The sequence below is a fragment of the Danxiaibacter flavus genome (assembly GCF_041060425.1).
Taxonomy (GTDB): Bacteria; Bacteroidota; Bacteroidia; order Chitinophagales; family Chitinophagaceae; genus Danxiaibacter; species Danxiaibacter flavus.
Genome location: NZ_JAULBC010000006.1, coordinates 254,964 through 276,438, shown reverse-complemented (window position 1 = coordinate 276,438; position 21,475 = coordinate 254,964). Strand labels below are relative to the sequence as shown.

General features: G+C 41.3%; 17 protein-coding genes. 8 read left to right on the top strand and 9 right to left on the bottom strand.

All coding sequences use genetic code 11. The annotated features are described in order from the left end of the window. Positions 1–46: 46 nt before the first annotated feature. Together QTN47_RS18350 and QTN47_RS18345 are read right to left on the bottom strand one after the other, a co-directional pair. Entirely contained in the window at positions 47–1,789 is a 1,743-nt protein-coding gene (locus QTN47_RS18350; RefSeq protein ID WP_369330866.1) for a tetratricopeptide repeat protein, read from the bottom strand. Positions 1,790–1,821: 32 nt separating this feature from the next. After that, complete coding sequence (locus tag QTN47_RS18345) at positions 1,822–2,535, bottom strand: DUF8737 domain-containing protein (RefSeq protein WP_369330865.1); 714 nt, start codon at positions 2,533–2,535, stop codon at positions 1,822–1,824. Positions 2,536–3,050: 515 nt separating this feature from the next. Here QTN47_RS18345 and QTN47_RS18340 point away from each other — a divergent pair. The 3 genes from QTN47_RS18340 to pncB all read left to right on the top strand — a co-directional run bounded on the left by QTN47_RS18340 (position 3,051) and on the right by pncB (position 8,862). After that, positions 3,051–6,107, top strand: a complete 3,057-nt coding sequence (locus QTN47_RS18340; protein ID WP_369330864.1) for a SusC/RagA family TonB-linked outer membrane protein — start codon at positions 3,051–3,053, stop codon at positions 6,105–6,107. 19 nt (positions 6,108–6,126) lie between these two features. Then, entirely contained in the window at positions 6,127–7,551 is a 1,425-nt protein-coding gene (locus QTN47_RS18335; protein ID WP_369330863.1) for a SusD/RagB family nutrient-binding outer membrane lipoprotein, read from the top strand. 126 nt (positions 7,552–7,677) lie between these two features. Further along, positions 7,678–8,862 (top strand): nicotinate phosphoribosyltransferase, encoded by a 1,185-nt coding sequence (pncB, locus tag QTN47_RS18330; RefSeq protein WP_369330862.1) that lies wholly within the window; start codon positions 7,678–7,680, stop codon positions 8,860–8,862. 332 nt (positions 8,863–9,194) lie between these two features. Here the strand turns inward: pncB and QTN47_RS18325 are convergent, their stop codons facing one another. The 3 genes from QTN47_RS18325 to QTN47_RS18315 form a co-directional block, all read right to left on the bottom strand. Then, positions 9,195–9,692 carry an SRPBCC family protein gene (locus QTN47_RS18325; RefSeq protein WP_369330861.1) on the bottom strand — a complete coding sequence of 166 codons (498 nt, stop codon included), beginning with the start codon at positions 9,690–9,692 and terminating at the stop codon, positions 9,195–9,197. Positions 9,693–9,764: 72 nt separating this feature from the next. Beyond that, on the bottom strand, positions 9,765–10,250 hold the full coding sequence (locus QTN47_RS18320; protein WP_369330860.1) for a cytidine deaminase: 486 nt from the start codon (positions 10,248–10,250) through the stop codon (positions 9,765–9,767). 178 nt (positions 10,251–10,428) lie between these two features. Next, positions 10,429–11,742, bottom strand: coding sequence for an NAD(P)/FAD-dependent oxidoreductase (locus QTN47_RS18315; protein WP_369330859.1), 1,314 nt, complete (start codon positions 11,740–11,742; stop codon positions 10,429–10,431). Between the two features lie 250 nt (positions 11,743–11,992). Between QTN47_RS18315 and QTN47_RS18310 the strand changes: the two genes are divergently transcribed. From QTN47_RS18310 to QTN47_RS18300, 3 genes are all read left to right on the top strand, one after another. Beyond that, complete coding sequence (locus QTN47_RS18310; protein WP_369330858.1) at positions 11,993–12,301, top strand: phosphoribosylpyrophosphate synthetase; 309 nt, start codon at positions 11,993–11,995, stop codon at positions 12,299–12,301. Positions 12,302–12,360: 59 nt separating this feature from the next. Then, positions 12,361–13,383, top strand: coding sequence for an isoaspartyl peptidase/L-asparaginase family protein (locus QTN47_RS18305; protein WP_369330857.1), 1,023 nt, complete (start codon positions 12,361–12,363; stop codon positions 13,381–13,383). Between the two features lie 160 nt (positions 13,384–13,543). Then, positions 13,544–14,263: a copper homeostasis protein CutC gene (locus QTN47_RS18300; RefSeq protein ID WP_369330856.1), complete on the top strand. Its 720-nt coding sequence runs from the start codon at positions 13,544–13,546 to the stop codon at positions 14,261–14,263. 570 nt (positions 14,264–14,833) lie between these two features. Here the strand turns inward: QTN47_RS18300 and QTN47_RS18295 are convergent. From QTN47_RS18295 to accD, 4 genes are all read right to left on the bottom strand, one after another. After that, on the bottom strand, positions 14,834–16,123 hold the full coding sequence (locus QTN47_RS18295; protein ID WP_369330855.1) for a bifunctional folylpolyglutamate synthase/dihydrofolate synthase: 1,290 nt from the start codon (positions 16,121–16,123) through the stop codon (positions 14,834–14,836). 227 nt (positions 16,124–16,350) lie between these two features. Beyond that, positions 16,351–17,232, bottom strand: a complete 882-nt coding sequence (locus QTN47_RS18290) for a hypothetical protein (protein ID WP_369330854.1) — start codon at positions 17,230–17,232, stop codon at positions 16,351–16,353. A 200-nt stretch (positions 17,233–17,432) separates the two neighbouring features. Continuing rightward, the gene (gene smpB, locus QTN47_RS18285; RefSeq protein WP_369330853.1) at positions 17,433–17,873 is read right to left on the bottom strand and encodes an SsrA-binding protein SmpB; all 441 of its coding nucleotides are present in this window, start codon (positions 17,871–17,873) and stop codon (positions 17,433–17,435) included. A 144-nt stretch (positions 17,874–18,017) separates the two neighbouring features. Next, positions 18,018–18,953 carry an acetyl-CoA carboxylase, carboxyltransferase subunit beta gene (gene accD, locus QTN47_RS18280; RefSeq protein ID WP_369330852.1) on the bottom strand — a complete coding sequence of 312 codons (936 nt, stop codon included), beginning with the start codon at positions 18,951–18,953 and terminating at the stop codon, positions 18,018–18,020. A 175-nt stretch (positions 18,954–19,128) separates the two neighbouring features. On the opposite strand from accD, the gene QTN47_RS18275 reads away from it, so the two are divergent. Both QTN47_RS18275 and QTN47_RS18270 read left to right on the top strand, forming a co-directional pair. Beyond that, positions 19,129–19,680, top strand: coding sequence for a GNAT family N-acetyltransferase (locus tag QTN47_RS18275; RefSeq protein ID WP_369330851.1), 552 nt, complete (start codon positions 19,129–19,131; stop codon positions 19,678–19,680). A 428-nt stretch (positions 19,681–20,108) separates the two neighbouring features. After that, complete coding sequence (locus QTN47_RS18270) at positions 20,109–21,401, top strand: sugar MFS transporter (RefSeq protein WP_369330850.1); 1,293 nt, start codon at positions 20,109–20,111, stop codon at positions 21,399–21,401. Positions 21,402–21,475: the final 74 nt, after the last annotated feature.

Genomic DNA, 21,475 nt, shown 5'->3' with positions numbered 1-21,475 from the left:
CTCATTGGAAACAAAAACGAAAGAAAAAAGATCGACGTAAACAGGCTTAAAATACTGCCGAACTAATTTTTGTATCACTGTTCACAAATGCTTTACTTAGTGCTTCACTTACAGCAGCAGCGTCTTTGGTTTTTCCTTGTTTGGCAAGCGCATCTTTTAACCCGGTAAGTGACCATCCGTTATTGGGATTGAGCTCCAGGTCTTTCTTGAAAACACGTTCAGCATCAGAGAATTTACCGGCTTTCAACAATACATTTCCCAGGTATTGCCTTGCAGGGTGCGGCCAGTCTTTCGGCTCATCGTAAATCATGGCATCCTCCCCGCTGACTGCTTCAGTAAGAAAGGTGACGGCTTTATCATAGTTCTGCTGTTCTTCGGCAATCACACCCATTAATATCTTTTCAGCAACTTTAGAGCCATTGATGCCGGGATTCGAATAAGTTGGGGCCGGTGCTTTCAACTGATTGTTTGTTAAGAACTGCCACAACGCTGCAAGTTCCGCCTGGGCTTTTTCAAAATCATGCTTGCGGGCAAAAGCAAGTCCTCTTCCATAATGCCATATCAGATTTGCATACACATAAGCAGAAGGCAGTTCCGGGGCCTGCAAAATGTCATCCCATTTTCCAAAACGGATCTGTGTGAAATAGGGCATCATATAAACATACTGCACAAATATGCCCGGAAAATCGGGCATACTTAACCAGCTGCTATCAAAGCTGTTCTTACAATCTTCTGAAACCTTCGCAGCATAAGCAAACCGCCCATCCATATTGGCACAGGTTGCTTCCATGTGGAGATTATGAACAAGATACAATGGAGCATTATTGACAACAGCAGGATAAACGGAAAGGTAATTTTTATAGCCTTCCACAGCCTTCATGTTTAATTCAGCACCCTTGCTGTAGTTGCCGGTACGTATGTAGATATGCGCAGGCATATGAACAATATGAGAAACGCCCGGCATCAGCTCAGGCAATTTGCCTGCAACATTTAAAGCTTTTTCCGGATGCTTAGAAGCTTCTACCGCATGAATATAATAGTGAGAAGCACCGGGATGCGCCGGATTTTTCTTTATAATTTTTTCAAGCACATCTACTATTGCAGGCGTCCATTTCTTTGGATCACCAGCCAGGTCATACAAATCCCACGGATGCAGCAGCATCAAAGCATCTGCATACAAAACGGCGGCATCATTGCTTTCTGGAAAATTTTCATATACGGCTTTCATTGCGTCTGCGTATTCTTTGTTCAGTTTTTCCCTGCTTTGCATAGAATCCGCCGAATAACGTATTTGCATCGCATTTATAAGCGCTTTTTCAACGGGAGTACAATTATTCGCAAGTAGTTTGGCTTTTCCGGAGGCAACAAGCGCATCCGAAGAAGCCGCATAACCATAATCATTGATATTCGGTCCATAAGCAAGCGCCTTACCCCAATACCCCATAGCAAAGCCGCTGTCAAACTTAACGGCCTTATCAAAAGATGCCAGCGACTCTATAATGTGAAACCCATAGTACATGTTAATGCCCTGTTCAAAGTAAATCCGCGCGCTATCATTTACCGCGGTAACGGGCATAACATAATTGCCCCATCCTTCTAATAAGGGTATCGAATTAGCCGGATCATCCAGCTCTTCAGCAGATATACGGGCGGCACAGCTAACAGAATACTTACGCTTAAATTGTTCCGCATTGAATCTCGCATTTGCAGTTTTGCCTTGTATCATGTACCTGTTTACAAAAGCCATCAGGAAGACAGCTATAGTACAGAGCAAGAATGTTTTTTTCATAAGCCAGGTATTTGCAGGATTTGATTGTATGTTTAAGAGTTGTTTCTTGCTAGTTGGCGGATAGATACCAGGTGACCAAACAACACAACCGGTACAATAAAAACCGGCAACCACACAAAAGGAAAATGTAACACCGCAATGTTCGGCTGATCAAAAGCCAGTCTCTGAATAGGCGTGGGAACAGACAGAAGGGCATGCACAACAACGTTCATTAATAGGGCAAGACAAATAAAATTCCATATCAACACAACACGCCTGCCGAGCGTCTGTTTTGTGAATCCGAAATAAGCTACAAAAGGCGCTGTAATTCCCGAAAGGATATCAAAATTACGGCCTTCAAATGTCATAAGTTTAGGAACGGCCTTGTTGACAAACAGCCAAAAAAGCACCACTTCAACTGGTATGCGGACAATATTCAAATAAGTAATATTTTTTAAAGGGAGGCTATCAACAAAACGTCTTCCTCCGCTTGTTATAAACAATAATGCAATAGTGATGAGTGCGGGCAACACGCCAAAAAGAAAGAGCCTGGGAGGCATTGCGTCTGTACTTTCGCTGTAAATATTTCTTAAGGAAATTACTGCCTGAATGATCAGCCAGAACGTTATTAAAATAGTAACGGTAACGGCTTTATGTTTTGTTGCATGCAGTGCCGAATTGCGCATCGTCCAATATACCAGCAATAGGGTTAACATGGTTGTCAAGCCAAATACAAGCGCGATATATAAGGGCAGATGTTCAATCATAAGACTTCTTTACCGGATAATGCTTACCCGCATTATGAAGGAATATGTTTTTATGTTCACTTCTGACAAACACGAAAAATTTACAAAACAAATGGCATTTTTCCAACAATATCCGTTAGAAATAAAACAGGCCTGTGACCTGATAAATGGCTCATGTATAAATTCGATCTTTTTATCTCAATCTTTTATTTGACGCAGAGCAGCCATGAATCGACTTTATAAGCTGACCAATACGCTGCTTCGTAAAATATTTTTTTTGCATTTAATTTTTCATTATTTTAAGTACTTGATTGCAAAAAATCCGTACCGGAATTGTAGTCAAAGTACACATAAGAAAAAACTAAACATGCTATGAAAAGAGTTATATCTCCCCCGTAACAAAACATTCACATAAACAACTACCAAAACAATCGCAAAACACAAGTGCGCATGCGCAGCTATGTTGTTGCCGGTTGTAACCGTTTACCCCTACTGCTCAAACGTCAAGTCTATTTTTTTAGAACTAAAACTTACTTATGAGAAAACAGCTTAAGCTTTTGCCCAGTATGCTGATGCTTATTGGGCTATTTTTTGCTATTTCTGTATTCGCGCAGAACCAGAAGATCAGCGGCCAGGTCAAGGATGAAAAAGGTCTTCCAGTGCCATTTGCTACAATTCAGGAACAAGGCACAAAGAATGCCGTAACAGCAGATGACAACGGAAACTTTACCATCAACGTTAAAGAAGGCGGGCACCTTATCATTAGTGCTATAGGGTATGGAAAAGTTACGGTAAGCGCTTCACAGGCTTCCTCAATTACATTAACCAATCAAACCGGAGATCTTTCAGAAGTTGTAGTAACGGCGCTGGGTATTAAGCGGGAAAAACGAATGCTCAACTATACTACGCAGGAAGTAAAAGGATCTGCATTGGTTGACGCAAAACAGGAAAATATTGTTAACGGCCTGTCCGGCAAAGTGGCAGGCGTCCAGATCACTAATTCTACCGGTCAGCCTGGCAGTTCATCACAAATTATCATCAGGGGAAACAGTACACTGCTCGGTAACAACGGAGCGTTGTTTGTTATCGATGGCATTCCGATGGATAATAGTGAAGCAGGCAATCCCGATGGAGCTTTGGGTGCAGGAGGAACATCTAACAGGGGAATTGACATAGACCCCAACATCATAGAAAGTGTAAATGTATTAAAAGGAGCAGCTGCTACAGCTATTTATGGCTCAAGTGCTTCCCGGGGTGCGGTTATCATCACAACAAAAAATGGAAAAAGTGGAAAATCAGGCAAGCCCACCGTATCTGTAAGTAGTAGCTATACTGTTTCCAAAGCTTTATTGCCTGAGTTGCAAAGCACATGGGCACAGGGAAGCGGCGGACGCTATGTAGATGGCAACAATGGCCAGCTCGGAAGTGCTTCCTGGGGACCTGAGATTGACACATTAAGAGTTAATGGACAACCTGTTCCCAAACATAACCAGCTAAAAGAGTTTTATAGAACCGGCCATGTAACAGACAACAATGTAAGCGTGTCTGGTTCTAATGATCGGTCTAACTATCTTGCTTCCTATTCTTTTTTGAGGAACGACGGTATTACTCCAACCACGAATTATATACGAAATGCCTTTTTTGCAAAATATGATACGAAGCTGGGTAATAAAGTAAACCTGACAACTCAGTTCAACTATATACACGCTGATAATAACCGTACGCTGGATGGTAACAGCCTCGAAGCGCCTTTATGGACGGTACTTGGTTCTCCGATTTCATGGAACCCCAAACCCAGCACACGAGCTGATGGTTCGCAAAATATTTATCGTGCAGCGCGTAACAATCCTTATTGGTTATTAGAAAACACTGGCCTTCTTGATAAAGTGGATCGTATTATTCCGGTGGTAAATCTTTCGTACAGCCCAACATCCTGGCTTACTATCACAGAAAGACTCGGAGGTGATATGTATTACAATACCACAGATTATCACGAAGCAATCGGAACTGTTGGCAGTTATCCGACAGGTAGAGTGTACAACCGTGCGATCACTTATCAACAATTCAACAATGACATTATTGTTGACGCAAGAAAAAACTTTGGCAGCGACTTTTTTGGCGAGATCCTGCTTGGGAACAATATCCTTACAAATTTCAACGATAACAAATTCGATCAGGGTGTTGGCTTAGGCGTCCCCGGTTTTTATAACATATCAAATGCTACCACGGTAACATCTTCATATAGTTCTTACAAGAATAGAAAAGTCGGTTTTTATGGACAGATAAATACCGAATATAAAAAAATGCTTACGTTGAGCCTCACTGGCAGGTACGATGGCTCATCTGTTTTATCTGTCAATAATCAATTCTACCCCTACGGCTCTGTCAGCGCTGGTTTTATTTTTACAGAGGCATTGGGTATGTCACAAAACAAAATATTCAACTTTGGTAAAATAAGGGCTGCGTATTCTGTCGTAGGTGCCGACAATGTTGCACCGTACTCGCTTACAAATCCTTACATACAAGCCAGCGTAGGAAATGTCACATTTCCATTTGCCGGCCAAAATGGTTATCTGCTAACAACAACCTACGGTTATCCTTTAAAAAATGAAACAGTAAAAGAACTGGAAATTGGGTTGGAAACAAAATTTTTCGACAGTCGCGTAAGTCTTGATGTAACTTATTTCAATAAAAAGAGTATAGACCTTTTGACTAGCGGAGTTCCGATTGAGCCGGCGACAGGATTCACCGGCGCTTCACTTAACTCTGGCAGCATGCGTAACAAAGGCGTTGAAGTCACTTTGGGCGTAACTCCTATCAGAACAAAAGATCTTACATGGAACATCGGAATAAATTATACTAAAATTAAAAATGATGTGCTTAACCTTGCCCCAGGTATTACTTTCCTGCAATTTGCCGGATTTACCAACCCGGGCATCTTTGCTTTTGCTAACTCTCCCTATGGCGTAATCTACGGTACGCATTTCAAACGTAACGATGGAGGAAGGTTGTTACTTGATGATGATGGATATCCCCAGCTTGCCGATGATCTGGGTCCAATAGGAAACGTTACTCCCAATTGGCTTGGAGGCTTAACAAGTGATCTTACTTATAAGAATTTCACTTTTTCATTTGTTCTTGATATGAAACAGGGAGGACAGATATTAAATCTTGACGGGCACTATCTTGACTTCTATGGCACATCAAAAGTTACAGAGAACAGGAACGGCACTAAAGTGTTCAATGGCATAATTGAAAGCACAGGCAAGGAAAATACTGCAGCCGTTAAAACAGACCAGATCTTTTACCAGAATTTGTACTCAGTTACAGATGAGACATCTGTTTCTGACGCCTCATTTTTGAAATTAAGACAAGTGTCTCTGGGCTATCGTTTGGGTTCTTCAATATTGAAGAATTCATTCTTTAAATCAATAGCCATCAACGTAACCGGCACCAATTTCATCCTGCACAAAAATTACTTTGGCGCAGATCCTGAAGTTAGCCTGAACGGTAGTGGTAACGGCCAGGGCCTTGCTAATTTCATGACACCTACCAGCAAGAATTTTATCGTTGGTTTGAAAGCCACATTTTAAGAACACTAAAATTGACTAGATGAAAAAGACATATATAGCTTTAGCCCTATTCATCATGGGCTTAACTACTATAAGCTGTAAAAAATTCCTGGATATAAATAAAGATCCGAACCATCCAACAAGTGTTTCTGAAGCATTAATACTCTCACCTGTAGAAGTGACAATGGCAACAAGCGTGGTGGGAGGATATAACGGAACTATCGCGGCGTATTGGATGCAACAATTATCGCTGAATCAGCCGCCTCCAAATGCAGAAACGTATCGCATAACACCGGTAGACGTTGACAATACCTGGAGCTACTATATCTATCCTAACACATTAGAAAATCTTAAGGATCTGACTTTCCAGGCGGAAGCGGCAGGACACAATGAGTATGCTGCAATAGGTAAGGCGCTGCTTGCCTTTAATTTTGCTATCGCCACTGATATATGGGGAGATATTCCCTTTAGCGAAGCCTTACAAATTGAAAAGTACTTAAAGCCTAAGTATGACAACCAGGAAGCAATATATGCCGGTATTCAAAACCTGCTTGACAGTGGTATTTATTATGCCAATCAGCCTTCAAGCGGCGTTGTACCGGGAAGTGACGACTACATTTATGGCGGAGACATGGATAAATGGAAAAAGTTCATGTATATGCTTAAGGCCCGTTTTTATTTGAGGCTCACTAAAGCTCCGGGACGCACAGCAAGCAACCAGGCCGATTCTGCACTTAACGCACTTGCAAATGGATTTGCATCAAACGACGATAATGCATTTGTTCCTTATCCCGGAAGTCCCAGTGCCGAAAACCCATGGTACATGAACACGCTGCCCGGTGCAGGTGGCGTTGTATTGGCTGCTTCGTTTGTTGATTCGCTAAAATCAAGAAATGATCCGCGTTTACCTGTTATAGCAGCTAAGGCCAATGATGGCTCTTACACAGGCAGAAAATCAGGAGAAGATGCAAGCCCTGATCCTACCGCGTTCTCATCGGTAAATACATTCTATGGAGGTTATCTGCCGCTTGATGAAAGCAATTCAGCAGGTGCGGGAGCTAATCTTTATCTCGCTACTTATACCGAACAGCTGTTCATTAAAGCAGAAGCGACATTTATTAAAAGCGGCGCCGCAGCAGCTACGCCCATTTACCAGGCAGCTATTGCAGCGCATATGCAAATGCTTGGCGTTGATGGAAGCGCTTATATAGCGTCAAGGGGACCTCTTACTTCAGCGAATGGCCTTGAACAAATCATCACCGAAAAATATGTTGCCGATTTCCTTAGTATTGAAACATATAATGACTGGAGACGCACAGGATTTCCGAGACTGACATTAGCTCAAAACGCATATGTCAACTACATTCCAAGGAGATGGCCGTACGGAAACACAACAATACTCACCAATCCTCAGCCTCAGCAGAGCCTTACTACAAAAGACCCCGTTTGGTGGGATAAGCAATAACAGCTCCCATAAGGTCTGGACACACATAAATAAAAAACTGCCTGTAAATACAGGCAGTTTTTTATTTATGTGTGTCGACTAACAACCAGCATATTTTGCAGTAAATTTATTTTCAAAGCAGAATAAATGGATGTGATTACCGGAGCAAACCTTATATCCATACTGGATAATGACTTCTATAAATTTACGATGCAATATGCGGTCACCAAACTGTTTCCATATGCAAAAGCCAGGTATCAATTCATCAACAGGGGACAACATATTTTTCCGGAAGGGTTTGGCAAAGCGCTGAGGGAATCTGTCGATGCAATGGCAGGACTTCAATTGACAAATGCTGAAAAAAAATTTCTTCTGGATAACTGCCCTTATCTCGACCCCGTTTATCTCGACTTTTTACAGGGTTATCGATACGATCCTTCTGAAGTTCATATTGAACAGCACGGCAACAATCTCAAAGTTTCAATTGAAGGTTTTTGGTATCGCACCATCTTATGGGAAGTTCCGTTGCTTTCTCTCATCAGCGAATTGTTTTACAAGATTAGCCGTTTGCAACGCGTATCAGATCAGGAAGTAGAAGAAATATCAAAAGTAAAATTCGACGCTTACAATAAGATTGGTGTAACTGTTGCAGATTTTGGCACACGCCGCAGGCATTCATATCATGTGCAAAGAATTGTAATAAACACGCTGGTTCAATATGGACGCCCAAGTTTTGTAGGTACGAGCAATGTACATATGGCAATGTTGCACAAAACCAAACCAATTGGCACGCATGCACATGAATGGTTTATGTTTCACGCTGCCCGTTATGGCTTTCAGATGGCCAACTCTATGGGACTGGAGCATTGGGCTGATGTTTACAGGGGTGATCTTGGCATTGCGCTCTCCGACACCTACACTACCAATGTATTTTTTGAACAGTTTGATAAGAAATTTTCGAAACTGTTCGATGGTGTAAGACACGATAGCGGTGACCCAATTGAATTCACTGACAAAACAATCAGGCACTATCTTTCACGCGGCATAAACCCGGAGTACAAAACGATCATTTTTTCTGACTCGTTAAACAACGAGAAAGTAGCGCACATTGCGGCTTATTGCAAAGGAAAGATCGGCGTATCTTTCGGCATAGGTACTAATCTTACCAACGATGTTGGCTTGCCGCCAATGAACATCGTGATCAAACTTACGGAGGCAATGCCCCGGAACATGCATTGGATCCCGACAGTTAAACTTTCGGACGAAAAAGGCAAACACACGGGAGATACTGAAATGATACTACTCAGTAAGAAAATTTTAAACATCAACTAGGGCCAGCAAAACTCCGCTAGTCCATTAGTTTTTTTTTACAAAATAAACGGAGTTTCGCAACGGATAAAAAACGAGCTCAAACGAACAATTGGGGATTATACAAGGCACAACAACAGGCCGTCCAAAAAAATGCCGGAACCGAGAATATTAACTATGCCGCTACTTCACTTATTGGAGTACTTTGTTTAATCATACCACCGGCATCTTAACCCGAAGCATTTATGCATGAATAAAATTTGCAAATAAAATTGACAATTGCAAGAGCTGACACAATTGCATCGAATAGTCGACACTGGTATTATAATTTGAAGCAAGATTAAATACGCACATTATCAACTCATTACTATTTCCGGCTGGCTGTTTTTTATGTTACCAAATAGATTTGCAATTATTGCAAATCGGAAAGAGAAGATCATTTTAAGCTGTTTTCTCACAAAAAGCTGGTTAGCAATATCACCAATAAATGAAAAAGGTATTTTGTAGTGAACAAGATCTTTCATTATTACGCCGTCCTCAACCGCTTCAAAAAAATGCTGATGATGCCAGAAACTATAAGGACCATAGCGTTGCTCATCGATAAAATAACAAGGCTCTTTTATATGCGTGATCTCAGTCATCCAATATACGGGAATGCCTAACAGTGGCCGTATCTTATATTCAATGATCTGTCCTGCATACATTTGTTTCTGGTTGTTTTCACGGTGGACAACAAAATCCAGTTTTTCGGGTGTTATTTTCTTTAAGTTGGAAGGATCACTAAAAAATTTCCAGGTATCTTCTATTGAAGCAGGGATATGTTGAACACATTGAATAGAATACACTCGGGACATATTAGTTCAGTTATTCGGAGCTTCTATTTCGAAACAATCTATTTTAATTTCTGTTTTATTTTTCCTCTAACACTATCTGAGGTCATCGCTGGAAAAGCTAAGCGGTAAAAGCCAAGCCGCATTCTTGATAATGTACACCTCTCCTTCCATGCCGCCAAGAATAAGACGGATGGGTTGCTTCACTCTTTCTTCATATTCCAGCAGACTTTGCCTGCAGATCCCACAAGGAGAAATGGGATGATCACTTGGACCATTATCGCTATCATAACTTATTGCAAGCGTTTGTATAGGCTGATTAGGATATAGCGTAGCGATTGAGGACAATAGAACCCGCTCTGCACAGATCCCCGCGGGGTAGCTTGCGTTCTCCTGGTTGCTGCCCGCTACTATTTCGCCATTTTCAAGTTTAGCCACTGCTGAAACACGAAAATTTGAGTAAGGTGCATAAGCATTCTCCGTTACCGACCTTGCTTCTTCCAGTAGCCAGCGGTCCTCACTATTTAAATCATCAATAGAATCAAAAATCTCGTATTCAAAATGATATTCCTTCTTACGCATAATTTGTTTTTATTGCAACTCTTCTAACTAAATTAATACATTCAATTGAATGTTACCTTAGAAGTTGTTGACTCACAACCCGGTGATAATGTGTCCTGCACTTTAAAAGTGTAGGATGCATTATCACCACATCGTACATCTAACACCGTACATCTGACATTTGCCCGCGCATTTAACATTAACTCACTGTTTGTTTTTTCTTCACAACTTCCGCCTCATGTGCGGCTTTTTGTTTTTTGTTGAATTCGTTAAACACCAAACGTAAGCTTTGGTCGTAAGTAAAATATTTATACACCCAGTTGATAAAGATCTGTACCCGGTTTTTTACGCCGAGGATAAGAACGAGGTGAAGAAACATCCAGACAAACCATGCAAGCACACCACCAAAATGAACTTTTGGTTTAGGAATATCAACTACAGCTTTGTTACGTCCTATTGTGGCCATGCTGCCTTTATCATTATATTCAAACTCGTCCTGGTAATGCTTATTACCCGTTACCTGGCGCACGAGATTGATGGCAAGGTTGCGCGCCTGATTAATGGCAACATTGGCAACCTGGGGATGTCCTTTTGGATATTTAGGCGTCTCCATATAACTCACATCTCCTATCGCATAAATATTGGATGAGCCCAATACCTTGCTCGTACGGTCAACTTTAATCCTGTTGCCACGTACAATCAGATCCGGGTTTATACCTGCCGGAACATTACCTTTTACACCAGCCGTCCAGATCACAGTTTTTGCGGGGTAAATTGTTCCATCCTGTAGTACCACATTATCACCATCATAATCTTTCACATGAACACCAGTATGTACTTCCACACCTAAATGTTCAAGATATTTCCGGCTTTGTTCGCTACTTTTTTCGCTCATCACCCCCAGTGTTTTAGGGCTGCCTTCCAATAAATAAATGTGCATGAGAGAGAAATCAAGTTCAGGATAATCCTTCGGTAGCACGTTATTACGCATTTCTGCCAGCGCGCCACTCACTTCCACACCGGTCGGACCGCCACCGACAACCGCAATGCTAAGTTTTTGCTCCAGTTTTTTTGTATCCCTGATATCCAGCGCTTCCTCCATAGTTGTAATAAGGCTATGCCTAAGCTGCAATGCCTCTGTCGTAGACTTCATGGGGAAGGCGTACTGCTGAAAATTGACATTGTTAAAGAAATTCGTATTGGCGCCGGTAGCTATAACCAACACGTCATAATCAAATTCGCCTACTGCAGTATTTATTTTGTTCTCAGCCGGAACAATCTCTTTTACTTCGGTCAGACGAAAACGAACGTTGTGACTCTTATGAAATACTTTACGCAGGGGAAAAGAAATGTTGCTGGCATCCAGCCCTGCCGTAGCTACCTGGTAAAATAAAGGCTGAAACTGATGATAGTTATACTGATCAATCAACAGAACTTCTATATCTCTTTTGTTATTGAGCTTTTTAGCCAACTGTAATCCCGCAAATCCACCACCAATAATTACTACTTTCATTTTGATGTAATTTATTATGAACGAATAGCATCTGCATGTTCATAAGGCATTTTCATCAGCAATCGCATCAACTATTATGCAACTTTTTTTTCAACCAACATCCAATTGGATGCAAAGTTAAACAATTTTCAGAAATTACTGAAAGTTTAAAAAAGTATTAGCTGACCATCTAGTGAATTTTATAACAATTCAGATAATAGTTATAACTTTTACCAGCGCTTTATCTGTAACTTAAACAAAAAAACGTTATATGTATACCTACGATACACTTGTTGAAGCCATGAATGATCTGAAAAAACGCGGCTTTACCACAGATTTTAATATTGCTTTTGACCAGATTAAGTGTGCCGAAACCGGCATTTGCCTGCTTCCATCACAATTTGAGATAAGAGAAGTCTATCGTTTCGAAGGAATGACCAATCCCGCCGATTCGTCTGTGCTTTACGCAGTTGAAGCGAGTGACGAAAGTATGAAAGGTGTTCTGGTAAATGCATATGGTGTTTATAGCGATGCAGTTAGCGATGAAATGATACAAAAGCTGAAAGTTAATATCCAATAAAATTTTGCATTTCCCCATTATGGGTCAATGATGTACTTTCATCGCAAAATTTCAGGCACATGTTACATCGCAGGCATTTTATCCGCTTGGGTTCTCTTGGATTAACAGCGGTATCTTTTTCTTCATTTCGTTCTACTACCAAAGCGGGCAAAAAGCCACTGGTTATCTCCACCTGGCGGGAAGGTATTAATGCAAACAAAGCAGCATGGGAGGTTCTAAGGCAGGGCGGCAGGGCGCTTGACGCGGTTGAAAAAGGTGTGATGGTTACTGAAGATTCACTTAACTGTTGTGTGGGCCTGGGCGCAAACCCTGACAGGGAAGGTATAGTTACCCTCGATGCAAGCATTATGGACGAAAATGGCAACTGTGGAGCAGTAGCTGCAATTGAGCGCATTAAACATCCCATTTCTGTTGCGAGAAGGGTAATGGAAAAAACGCCACACGTTTTGCTGGTTGGGCAGGGAGCTCAGCAATTTGCAGTAGCCGAAGGGTTTCCGCTGGAAGAACAGAAACTATCCGACGACGCAAAAAAAGCCTATGAGCAATGGCTGAAAAAAAGCGAATACAAACCTATTATAAATATTGAAAATCAGGGCAAACACTCTTTTGTTCCTGTTCCGAACAGGTTAGAAAATGGTGACTTTAACCATGATACGATCGGTATGATAGCCCTTGATGCGAACGGCAACTTAAGTGGCAGTTGTACAACCAGCGGTATGGGTTTTAAAATGCGCGGACGTGTAGGCGATTCCCCAATTATTGGTGCTGGTTTATACGTTGATAATGAAGTGGGCGCGGCTACATCAAGCGGACTTGGCGAAGAAGTGATCAAAATCTGCGGTACACACCTGGTAGTTGAATTAATGCGCCAGGGATTGCATCCTGAAGATGCATGCAAAAAAGCTGTTGAGCGTATTATCAGCAAAAAAGGCAGCAAAATAAAAGAAGTCCAGGTTGGCTTTATAGCCATCAACAAGCAAGGCGAATACGGCGGTTACGCCATACAGGGCGGCTTCGAGTTTGCCGTTTGCCACGCAGATGACAAAAACTTTATGGTGCCTTCAAAATTCATCATCAAATAGATATTTTCAATGGAGAATTGACAATTGAAAATTGAAAATGTAGCACATTGTATAGCATTTGCATATTCTCACATTTTCACATTTCACATTTGCACATTCGCACATTTGCACATTCGCATATTCGCACATTATCAATTTTCCCTTTTCAATTTTCAACTACATGACGCTTGAGATTGCAGTCTTTAATATAGAATCAGCGCTGTTGGCGGTCAAAGCCGGTGCAGACAGAATTGAACTTTGCGAAAACCCTTATGATGGAGGTACCACTCCGTCTTATGGCACATTAAAAACGGTTATAGAAAAAATATCTATACCAGTATTTCCCATCATTCGCCCAAGGGGTGGCGACTTTCTTTATTCTGATGACGAATTTGAAGTAATAAAGAAAGATGTGCAGCTTGTAAAAGAACTTGGGTTCAAAGGATTTGTTGTAGGCTTACTTAACAGGGATGGAAGCATTGATGTTGAGCGGACTTCAATACTTACAGAATTGGCCTCTTCACTTGATGTAACTTTTCACCGCGCATTTGACAGAGCCAAAGATCCCCTGCAATCGCTCGAAGATGTCATCCGCACAGGATGCAAACGCATTCTGACCAGCGGACAGGTGCCTAATGCGTTTGACAACAAGGAACTTATCAAACAATTAAATCAACAAGCCTCCGGCCGCATGATCATTATGCCCGGATCCGGTGTTAGAAGCAACAACATAAAAGAGCTGGCGGCTTATACCGGCGTGCAGGAACTCCATTCATCAGCGAGGAAACTGGTTCCATCTGAAATGAGTTTTACCTGCACAACTATGCAGGAAACACTGGAAAATATGATAGTTGATAAAGCGGAGATTGGAAAGATGAAAGATGCTTTGCTAACAACATAGCACCGTGTAAGAAAATGATTTTAACCATATAAGCAAGGAGTTGGCCGCGCCAACGTTCATAGTAAACAACTGATAAAGCTTAAAGCCCAAAGCCTAAAGCTCAAAGCTGACCGAAGCGAAGTTTTTTGAACCGTATAAGTAAGGGGTCGGCCGCGCCAACGTTTCATGGTAAACAACTTGTAAAGCTTAAAGCACAAAGCTTAAAGCGCAAAGCAGACCGAAGCGAAGTTTTTTAAACCATATAAGGCATATAAGAGCACATAAGAATTTTGCCTGCGATAATAATTGCACTTAAATGACTTTACATTTACTTAGCCAGACCGAACTTTCACCATTGACTATTGACTATTCACTAGTTGTATAGAAGGTATATAAGGGCGTACAAGAAGTTACGCCGGAGGTCCGTCATGGCTAGAGCTGCATACATTTACTCAGCCAGTTTGTGCCCTTCACCATTGACTATTCACTATTCACTAGTTGTATAGAAGGGAATATAAGTTTTAATCAAACTGCTTATATATCCTTATATGCCTTATATGGTTTAAAAAATCTCTCCTAAATTGTTTTGAGTTATACTACCACTTCACCCACTAAAAATACACTTCCACATACAATAATCATGTCCTCCTTTCCCGCATGTTGTTTTGCTGATTGCAGCGCAGTATTTACATCCGGATAATTCTTGCCTTTCAAGCCTGCTTCAGCAGCCTGACGTTCAAGTTCTGTTTCATCTAAAGCCCGTGGAATTTGTGCTTTGGTAAAATAATAAACGGCGTTTTTGGGAAGAAGTGGCAGCACTTTTGAAATGTCTTTGTCTTTCACCATGCCCAACACAATGTGCAGATCGTTGTACTTACTTAATTCCACTTGCTGGGCGAGCTGCCTTATCCCATCTTCATTATGACAAACATCCAATATAACCGAAGGGTTCTCCTGCACAAGCTCCCAGCGTCCGTGTAACCCTGTGAGCCTTTTTACCTGTTTCAATGCATCTTTCACCACTGGCTCATCCAGCTTCCATCCTGACAGGCGCAGTTGGTGAACCACTTCCAGCACCGTAACCACATTCTTGGTTTGATATACACCAGGAAGATCCAATTCATAAACAGGGCGGTCATCTGTTCTTTTATCTGCAACAGTAACGAATAAATGATGGTGTGCAAAGGTCCACTCCGTTACCCATTTATTTTCCTGCGCAAAAATTATCGGAGCCTTTCTTTCTTCAGCTGCAGAAGCAAACACAGGCTTCGTTTCCGGCAGCCACTCGCCTATTACAACGGGAATATCTTTCTTTATAATACCAGCCTTCTCAAACGCAATCTTGTCGAGTGAATCGCCCAGCATATTCATGTGATCATACCCGATGTTAGTGATTACAGATAATTCAGGTGTAATAATATTTGTACTATCAAGTCTGCCGCCCAGCCCTACTTCAATCACAGCTATGTCTACTTTCTGCCGAGCGAAATATTCAAATGCCATAGCAACCGTTATCTCAAAAAAAGAGGGATTTAACTCTTCTATTAACGGCTGGATGCGCTGCGTGAAATCAACAATAAAATCTTCGCTGCAGAGCTTTCCATCGACTTTTATGCGTTCCCTGAAATCTTTTAGATGAGGTGAAGTATACAAGCCGGTTTTATAACCTGCAGATTGCAATATTGCAGCCAACATATGACTTGTTGAACCCTTTCCATTTGTTCCGGCAATATGAATACTCTTAAATTTATTTTGGGGATTACCCAAAGCCTCGCAAAGTCTGATCGTATTATCAAGATCTTTTCTGAAAGCTGCCGCACCAACGCGGCTAAACATGGGTAAAGCGTTAAATAGAAACTCGATAGTTTGCTGGTAATTCATACGTTTTACGTTATACGTTATACGTTGTAAGTTATGCGTTATACGTCCTCTCCGGTTGATGTAATCTGGAATCGAGGCTATACGTATTACATTATAACCAATAAGTTATGCATGTAAAATTGCACATTTTGTTTCAGGATTTCCAAATAAATTGACCAGGAATCTAGAAGAATAATTCAGTACGCGATTTTGCATGTTTTCGCAACGCAAAAACGTACAACGTATAACTATTCCTGCAACTTGAAGGTAAAAAAAATTGATCCGGTCTCCGTCTCATTATTGTTGGCAGCAAATTTTAACTGCATGGCCTTGCGCCTTGCGATCTCTTTGAGTTTGGAACTTGTGGTAGTGGTTCCTTTTGGTTGGGCTGTTGCGCTGATAACTTTGCCATCCGCATTTACAACTATATCCATAACAACAACGCCGCGCTCGTTAAAGTCGTCCGTCATGGCAGGCAAAGAAACACGACGGTTACTCAACTTTCCGGTTACGCGAATGCCGGAGTGACCCGTTCCGCCATTACCGGTATAGCTGTCAGAGTTTGGATTACCGTTGGCTTTGCCCTGATCGCCATTTCCACCCGCGATTCCCTGGTTGCGAACACCGTTGTAACTATCCGCGCCATTGCCTCCGTTACCTGAATTTTTACCTCCTGCATAAACAGCCTTTGGTCTTGGAGGTGCAGGTGTTGGATTAGCGGTGGTTTTTACTGTATGTTTTTTTACTTCAGTACGTGTTGTAGAATTAGGATTGGGTTTTACTGCGGGTTTTGACGGATTGATTGGCGTTGCATCCGGAGCATTATCTTCTTCCAGCTTATTATCTTCCTGCGCCGGGGCGGGAGAAGAAACAGCTACAGGATTTACATTTGTCTCAGTAGATTCGTTGGGCTCACCCGGAATCATCGGAGCCACGTCACCCAGTCCCTGGTCACTGTTACCGAGATTAACTTCAACTCCTTCATCCTGTATGGGCTGGGGCAATTGTGGCAATGTCCAGCTTGTCAAAAAGAAAAGCAGGAATATCCCCACACAAACGCCAACCGTATACCCGAATGCACGTATATTTTTTTGGGATTCAAAGCTATTTTCTGCTGGCAAATTACTCATACAAAAATTTTACGTTGTAAAGATGTGAGTCATTTTGAAACACCCACTACCGGTTACTGCATCAGCCAACTTTGTGCACCGGCCATTGTCTACAAATATAGAGGGAAGTATGTTATAGGATCGTTATACGTGCGTAACTTTTGCTATATCAGGAGCGGTTTTGCGGTATGTTAATATCTCTCCAACAACAATCGAAGTCACTACTTTAAAAAGCGCTTTATTTCTTTTTCAGTATCCCGTTGCTTTATGGTTTCACGCTTATCATGAATTTTTTTACCTTTTGCCAGCCCGATTTCAAGCTTTACCAACTGTTTTTCGTTAAAAAAGACACGTAACGGCACTATAGTCAACCCTTTTTCCTTTAACGCAGATTGCAGCTTTTTTAGTTCACGTTTGTTTAATAATAATTTCCTGTCGTGAACAGCAATATGATTGTTAGAAGTGCCCAATTTGTATTCGGCAATGTACAATCCCCTCACCCATAGTTCTCCGTTGTCAAAAAGACAAAAACTGTCGTTAAAGCTCACTTTTCCTTCGCGGATGGATTTAACCTCTGTTCCAAGCAATACAAGGCCGGCCACATATTTATCTTCTATGTGATAGTTGAAGTAAGCCTGCCTGTTATTCATCTCCTTTGCCATATACTAGTCAACTACGATTTACAAAGTACGCAGCATGTTGATACACGATGCGCACGCTTCTCAAAAAACAAAAATGAATTTCTAAACGCTTTTCGTTTGGAAATTCATTTTCAATTGTCCATTTTCAATTATCAATTGAAAATTTTAATCCCTGAACAGCACTATTAAGTGTTTCAGGCGTTGTTTTAATAATTTTCTGTCAATAATAAAATCCAGGAAACCATGTTCCAGCAGAAACTCGCTTCGCTGGAAGCCTTCCGGTAAATCTTTTTTGATGGTCTCCTTGATAACACGCGGACCGGCAAAACCAATCAGCGCTCCGGGCTCTGCTATGTTCAGGTCGCCAAGCATTCCGAAGCTTGCAGAAATACCGCCAAATGTTGGATCTGTTAGCATGGAAATATAAGGCAGTCCGGCATCACTTAACTGAGACAGTTTACCACTGGTTTTTGCAAGCTGCATCAGGCTGAATGCGCTTTCCATCATACGGGCACCACCACTCTTGCTTATTACCATATAAGGTAATTTATGCTGAATGGCGTAATCCACGGCACGGCTGAACTTCTCGCCCATCACACTGCCCAACGAGCCACCAATAAATTCGAAATCCATACATGCAATCACCATTTCTTCACCATCAATCTTACCCACTGCAACACGCATACTGTCTTTCAGATCTGTTTTTGCATGAATGTCATCCAAACGCTTTTGGTAAGGCTTTAAATCAGTAAATCCTAAAAAGTCACGGCTGGTAATATTATCGAAGAGAGAAATATACTCACCGTTGTCAAACAGGATCTCATAATATTCCTCACTGCCTATGCGGTGGTGATAATTACATTTCGGACAAACAAACAGGTTTTCTTTCAATTCTGTTGTTGTGCATATATAATTACATTCGGGGCATTTGCTCCAAAGCCCTTCAGGTGTTTCTTTTTTTTCTGCAGTGGCTGTAGTAATCCCTTTTCTAAAACGCCTGTACCACTTTTCCCTCGCTTCTGCGTTCGCCGCGCCTACCGGGTTATCACTACTTTCTTCTTCGCCTGATAAATTAGAGTCAAAATCCTCTTCTTTTTTCATAATCAAACCATTATAATTGTAGAAGAAGGCAAAAATAAGGAGTTTGATGAATTAGCAAGTAAAAACTAAATGTTTCACGCCTAAAACTCTCGTTATCAACAAAATTCTTCCCTCGGTTATCGTCTTCAAGACGCATTGATTTTGGATTTAATGACTGAATCTATACATTGCGGCCATGATAGAAATAACAACCGTTAGCACAAATAATGAGCTGGAGCAGATTCATGCATTGAACAAAGAGAACATCAAGCACGGGCTTTCTGCTGAAGAAAAACAGGAACAGGGTTTTGTTACCTGGCTGTATTCGCTTGAACTCTTGCAGCAGATGCACAAGCTTGTGCCAAGTATTATTGCCAAAGATGGCGATAAAGTGGTTGGTTATGCACTTGTTACACCACGGGAGGCAAGCAGCTTTCATCCAGATCTGGCCACAATGATCAGCCATACTGAAAAAGTTATTTATAAGGACAAACCATTGCATGATTTCCGTTACTATATAATGGGACAAATATGTATTGCTAAAGAATACAGAAGCAAAGGCCTGTTTAATAAACTGTACCAACATCACAAAACACTGCATTCAAATGATTTTGATTTGCTGGTTACGGAAGTTTCAACAAGCAATGCACGCTCTCAACGGGCACATGAAAAAGTTGGCTTTACAACTATTCATACTTACCGCGATGCTGATGATGAATGGAACGTTGTGGTATGGCAGTTTAATTGATAGTTGATAATTGACAATTGAAAATGATTGAGAATGTGTGAATATGCAAATGTGCGAATGCTAATTGATAATTGATAAGGGAAATTGAAAATGATCATCAATGTGCGAATGTGTAAATGTGCAGATTTGCAAAATGTTTGTAGCTTGATGGTTAATCTCAATTGCAGGCAGTTGTTTATGCAACGATATACGTAAAGCCGGTATCTCAAACCTTATGCCTTATGCCTTATGCCTGAAGCCTGGTACCTTATGCTCATTTTCAATTTTCAACTTTCAATTTTCAATTCTGACGCCTGATACCCAAAGCTAATAGCTCATAGCTAAAGCTAATAACTCTAAGCAAACGTTTGCGGATTTATATAACTAAGTTCAGGTTAGTAAACAATCCATCGGTATATTTATCGCACTTAAAACTGAAATCTACTGACATGTCAACAGCTATTAAAACTCCACCGTCCCCATTGTTATCCGCACAGCAGAACAAAACAACAGGTGCTATTTTTATTATAGGTATACTGTTTTTTATTTTCGGATTTGTTACATGGGCAAACAGTACATTAATACCGTATCTCGGTATAGCGTGCCAGCTTACGACCAAAGAAGCGGTAACGGTAACTTTTGCTTTTTATATTTCATACGCCGTAATGGCGTTTCCTTCTTCATGGGTATTAAAGCAGACAGGCTTTAAGAATGGAATGATGCTTGGATTGCTCGTAATGGCTGTTGGTGCATTATTGTTTATTCCTGCGGCAAAGACACGCACATTCGGACTTTTCTTATTTGCCCTTTTTGTGATAGGCACCGGCCTTGCATTACTACAGACTGCTTCCAATCCCTATATCACTATTTTAGGACCAATTGAAAGCGCAGCAAAACGCATCAGTATTATGGGTATTTGTAACAAGACTGCGGGTGCACTTGCTCCGCTGATTCTTGGCGCCATTGTTCTTAAAGATTCCAGCGTACTTGAAGCAAAATTGCTCACAATGAATGCTGCAGAAAAAGCTGCTGAGCTTGATCTGCTTGCTTCGAGAGTAATTCTTCCCTATGTTATAATTGCTGCTGTGTTGGTGGCACTGGCTGTGTTTGTTTATTTCTCTCATTTACCGGAAGTTAAGGCTGAAGGCGAAGACTCGAATGATGCATCTTCTGCTGTAGTTAACAGAAGCAGCCTCTTCAGCTATCCATATTTGTGGCTGGGTTTTATTTCACTTTTTCTTTATGTGGGTGTGGAAGTAATGGCCGGCGATATCATCCAGGTTTATGGAAAGTCTATCGGGATCAGCCTTGACGTTGCAAAGCATTTTACGACATACACCATGATCGGCATGCTTGCAGGTTACCTCATTGGTATTGCAGCTATTCCTAAATATATTTCGCAGAACACCGCATTAAAAGTATCGGCTATCCTCGGTCTCTTATTTTCGCTTGCAGCGATCTTTACATCTGGTTATACTTCAGTGTTGTTTATCGCATTCCTTGGTTTGGCGAATGCTTTGATATGGCCCGCATTGTGGCCTTTGACTATTGAAGGTTTGGGCAAGTTCACAAAAACAGGCTCTGCATTACTTATTGTGGGTATTGGCGGCGGCGCTGTATTACCGAGAGTGTGGGCTACTTTAGGCGAACAGATTGGCTTACAACAGGCTTTTTGGATCATGGTTCCGGCTTATCTCTTTATTTTATATTTTGCTATTGCCGGCCATAAAGTTGGCAAGTAAGAGTTGTACGTTGTAAGTTATACGTTGTACGTTTTAGACTGAAAAGGTTTGATGTTGACGTATAACTTACAACT

Bases quoted from the DNA above. Each gene is read 5' to 3' on its own strand.
- QTN47_RS18335 (WP_369330863.1), top strand. From the start codon at position 6,127: ATGAAAAAGACATATATAGCTTTAGCCCTATTCATCATGGGCTTAACT.
- QTN47_RS18315 (WP_369330859.1), bottom strand. From the start codon at position 11,742: ATGAAAGTAGTAATTATTGGTGGTGGATTTGCGGGATTACAGTTGGCT.
- QTN47_RS18340 (WP_369330864.1), top strand. From the start codon at position 3,051: ATGAGAAAACAGCTTAAGCTTTTGCCCAGTATGCTGATGCTTATTGGG.
- QTN47_RS18300 (WP_369330856.1), top strand. From the start codon at position 13,544: ATGACGCTTGAGATTGCAGTCTTTAATATAGAATCAGCGCTGTTGGCG.
- accD (WP_369330852.1), bottom strand. From the start codon at position 18,953: ATGAAAAAAGAAGAGGATTTTGACTCTAATTTATCAGGCGAAGAAGAA.
- QTN47_RS18320 (WP_369330860.1), bottom strand. From the start codon at position 10,250: ATGCGTAAGAAGGAATATCATTTTGAATACGAGATTTTTGATTCTATT.
- QTN47_RS18290 (WP_369330854.1), bottom strand. From the start codon at position 17,232: ATGAGTAATTTGCCAGCAGAAAATAGCTTTGAATCCCAAAAAAATATA.
- smpB (WP_369330853.1), bottom strand. From the start codon at position 17,873: ATGGCAAAGGAGATGAATAACAGGCAGGCTTACTTCAACTATCACATA.
- QTN47_RS18310 (WP_369330858.1), top strand. From the start codon at position 11,993: ATGTATACCTACGATACACTTGTTGAAGCCATGAATGATCTGAAAAAA.
- QTN47_RS18305 (WP_369330857.1), top strand. From the start codon at position 12,361: ATGTTACATCGCAGGCATTTTATCCGCTTGGGTTCTCTTGGATTAACA.
- QTN47_RS18275 (WP_369330851.1), top strand. From the start codon at position 19,129: ATGATAGAAATAACAACCGTTAGCACAAATAATGAGCTGGAGCAGATT.
- QTN47_RS18345 (WP_369330865.1), bottom strand. From the start codon at position 2,535: ATGATTGAACATCTGCCCTTATATATCGCGCTTGTATTTGGCTTGACA.
- QTN47_RS18295 (WP_369330855.1), bottom strand. From the start codon at position 16,123: ATGAATTACCAGCAAACTATCGAGTTTCTATTTAACGCTTTACCCATG.
- pncB (WP_369330862.1), top strand. From the start codon at position 7,678: ATGGATGTGATTACCGGAGCAAACCTTATATCCATACTGGATAATGAC.
- QTN47_RS18325 (WP_369330861.1), bottom strand. From the start codon at position 9,692: ATGTCCCGAGTGTATTCTATTCAATGTGTTCAACATATCCCTGCTTCA.
- QTN47_RS18270 (WP_369330850.1), top strand. From the start codon at position 20,109: ATGTCAACAGCTATTAAAACTCCACCGTCCCCATTGTTATCCGCACAG.
- QTN47_RS18350 (WP_369330866.1), bottom strand. From the start codon at position 1,789: ATGAAAAAAACATTCTTGCTCTGTACTATAGCTGTCTTCCTGATGGCT.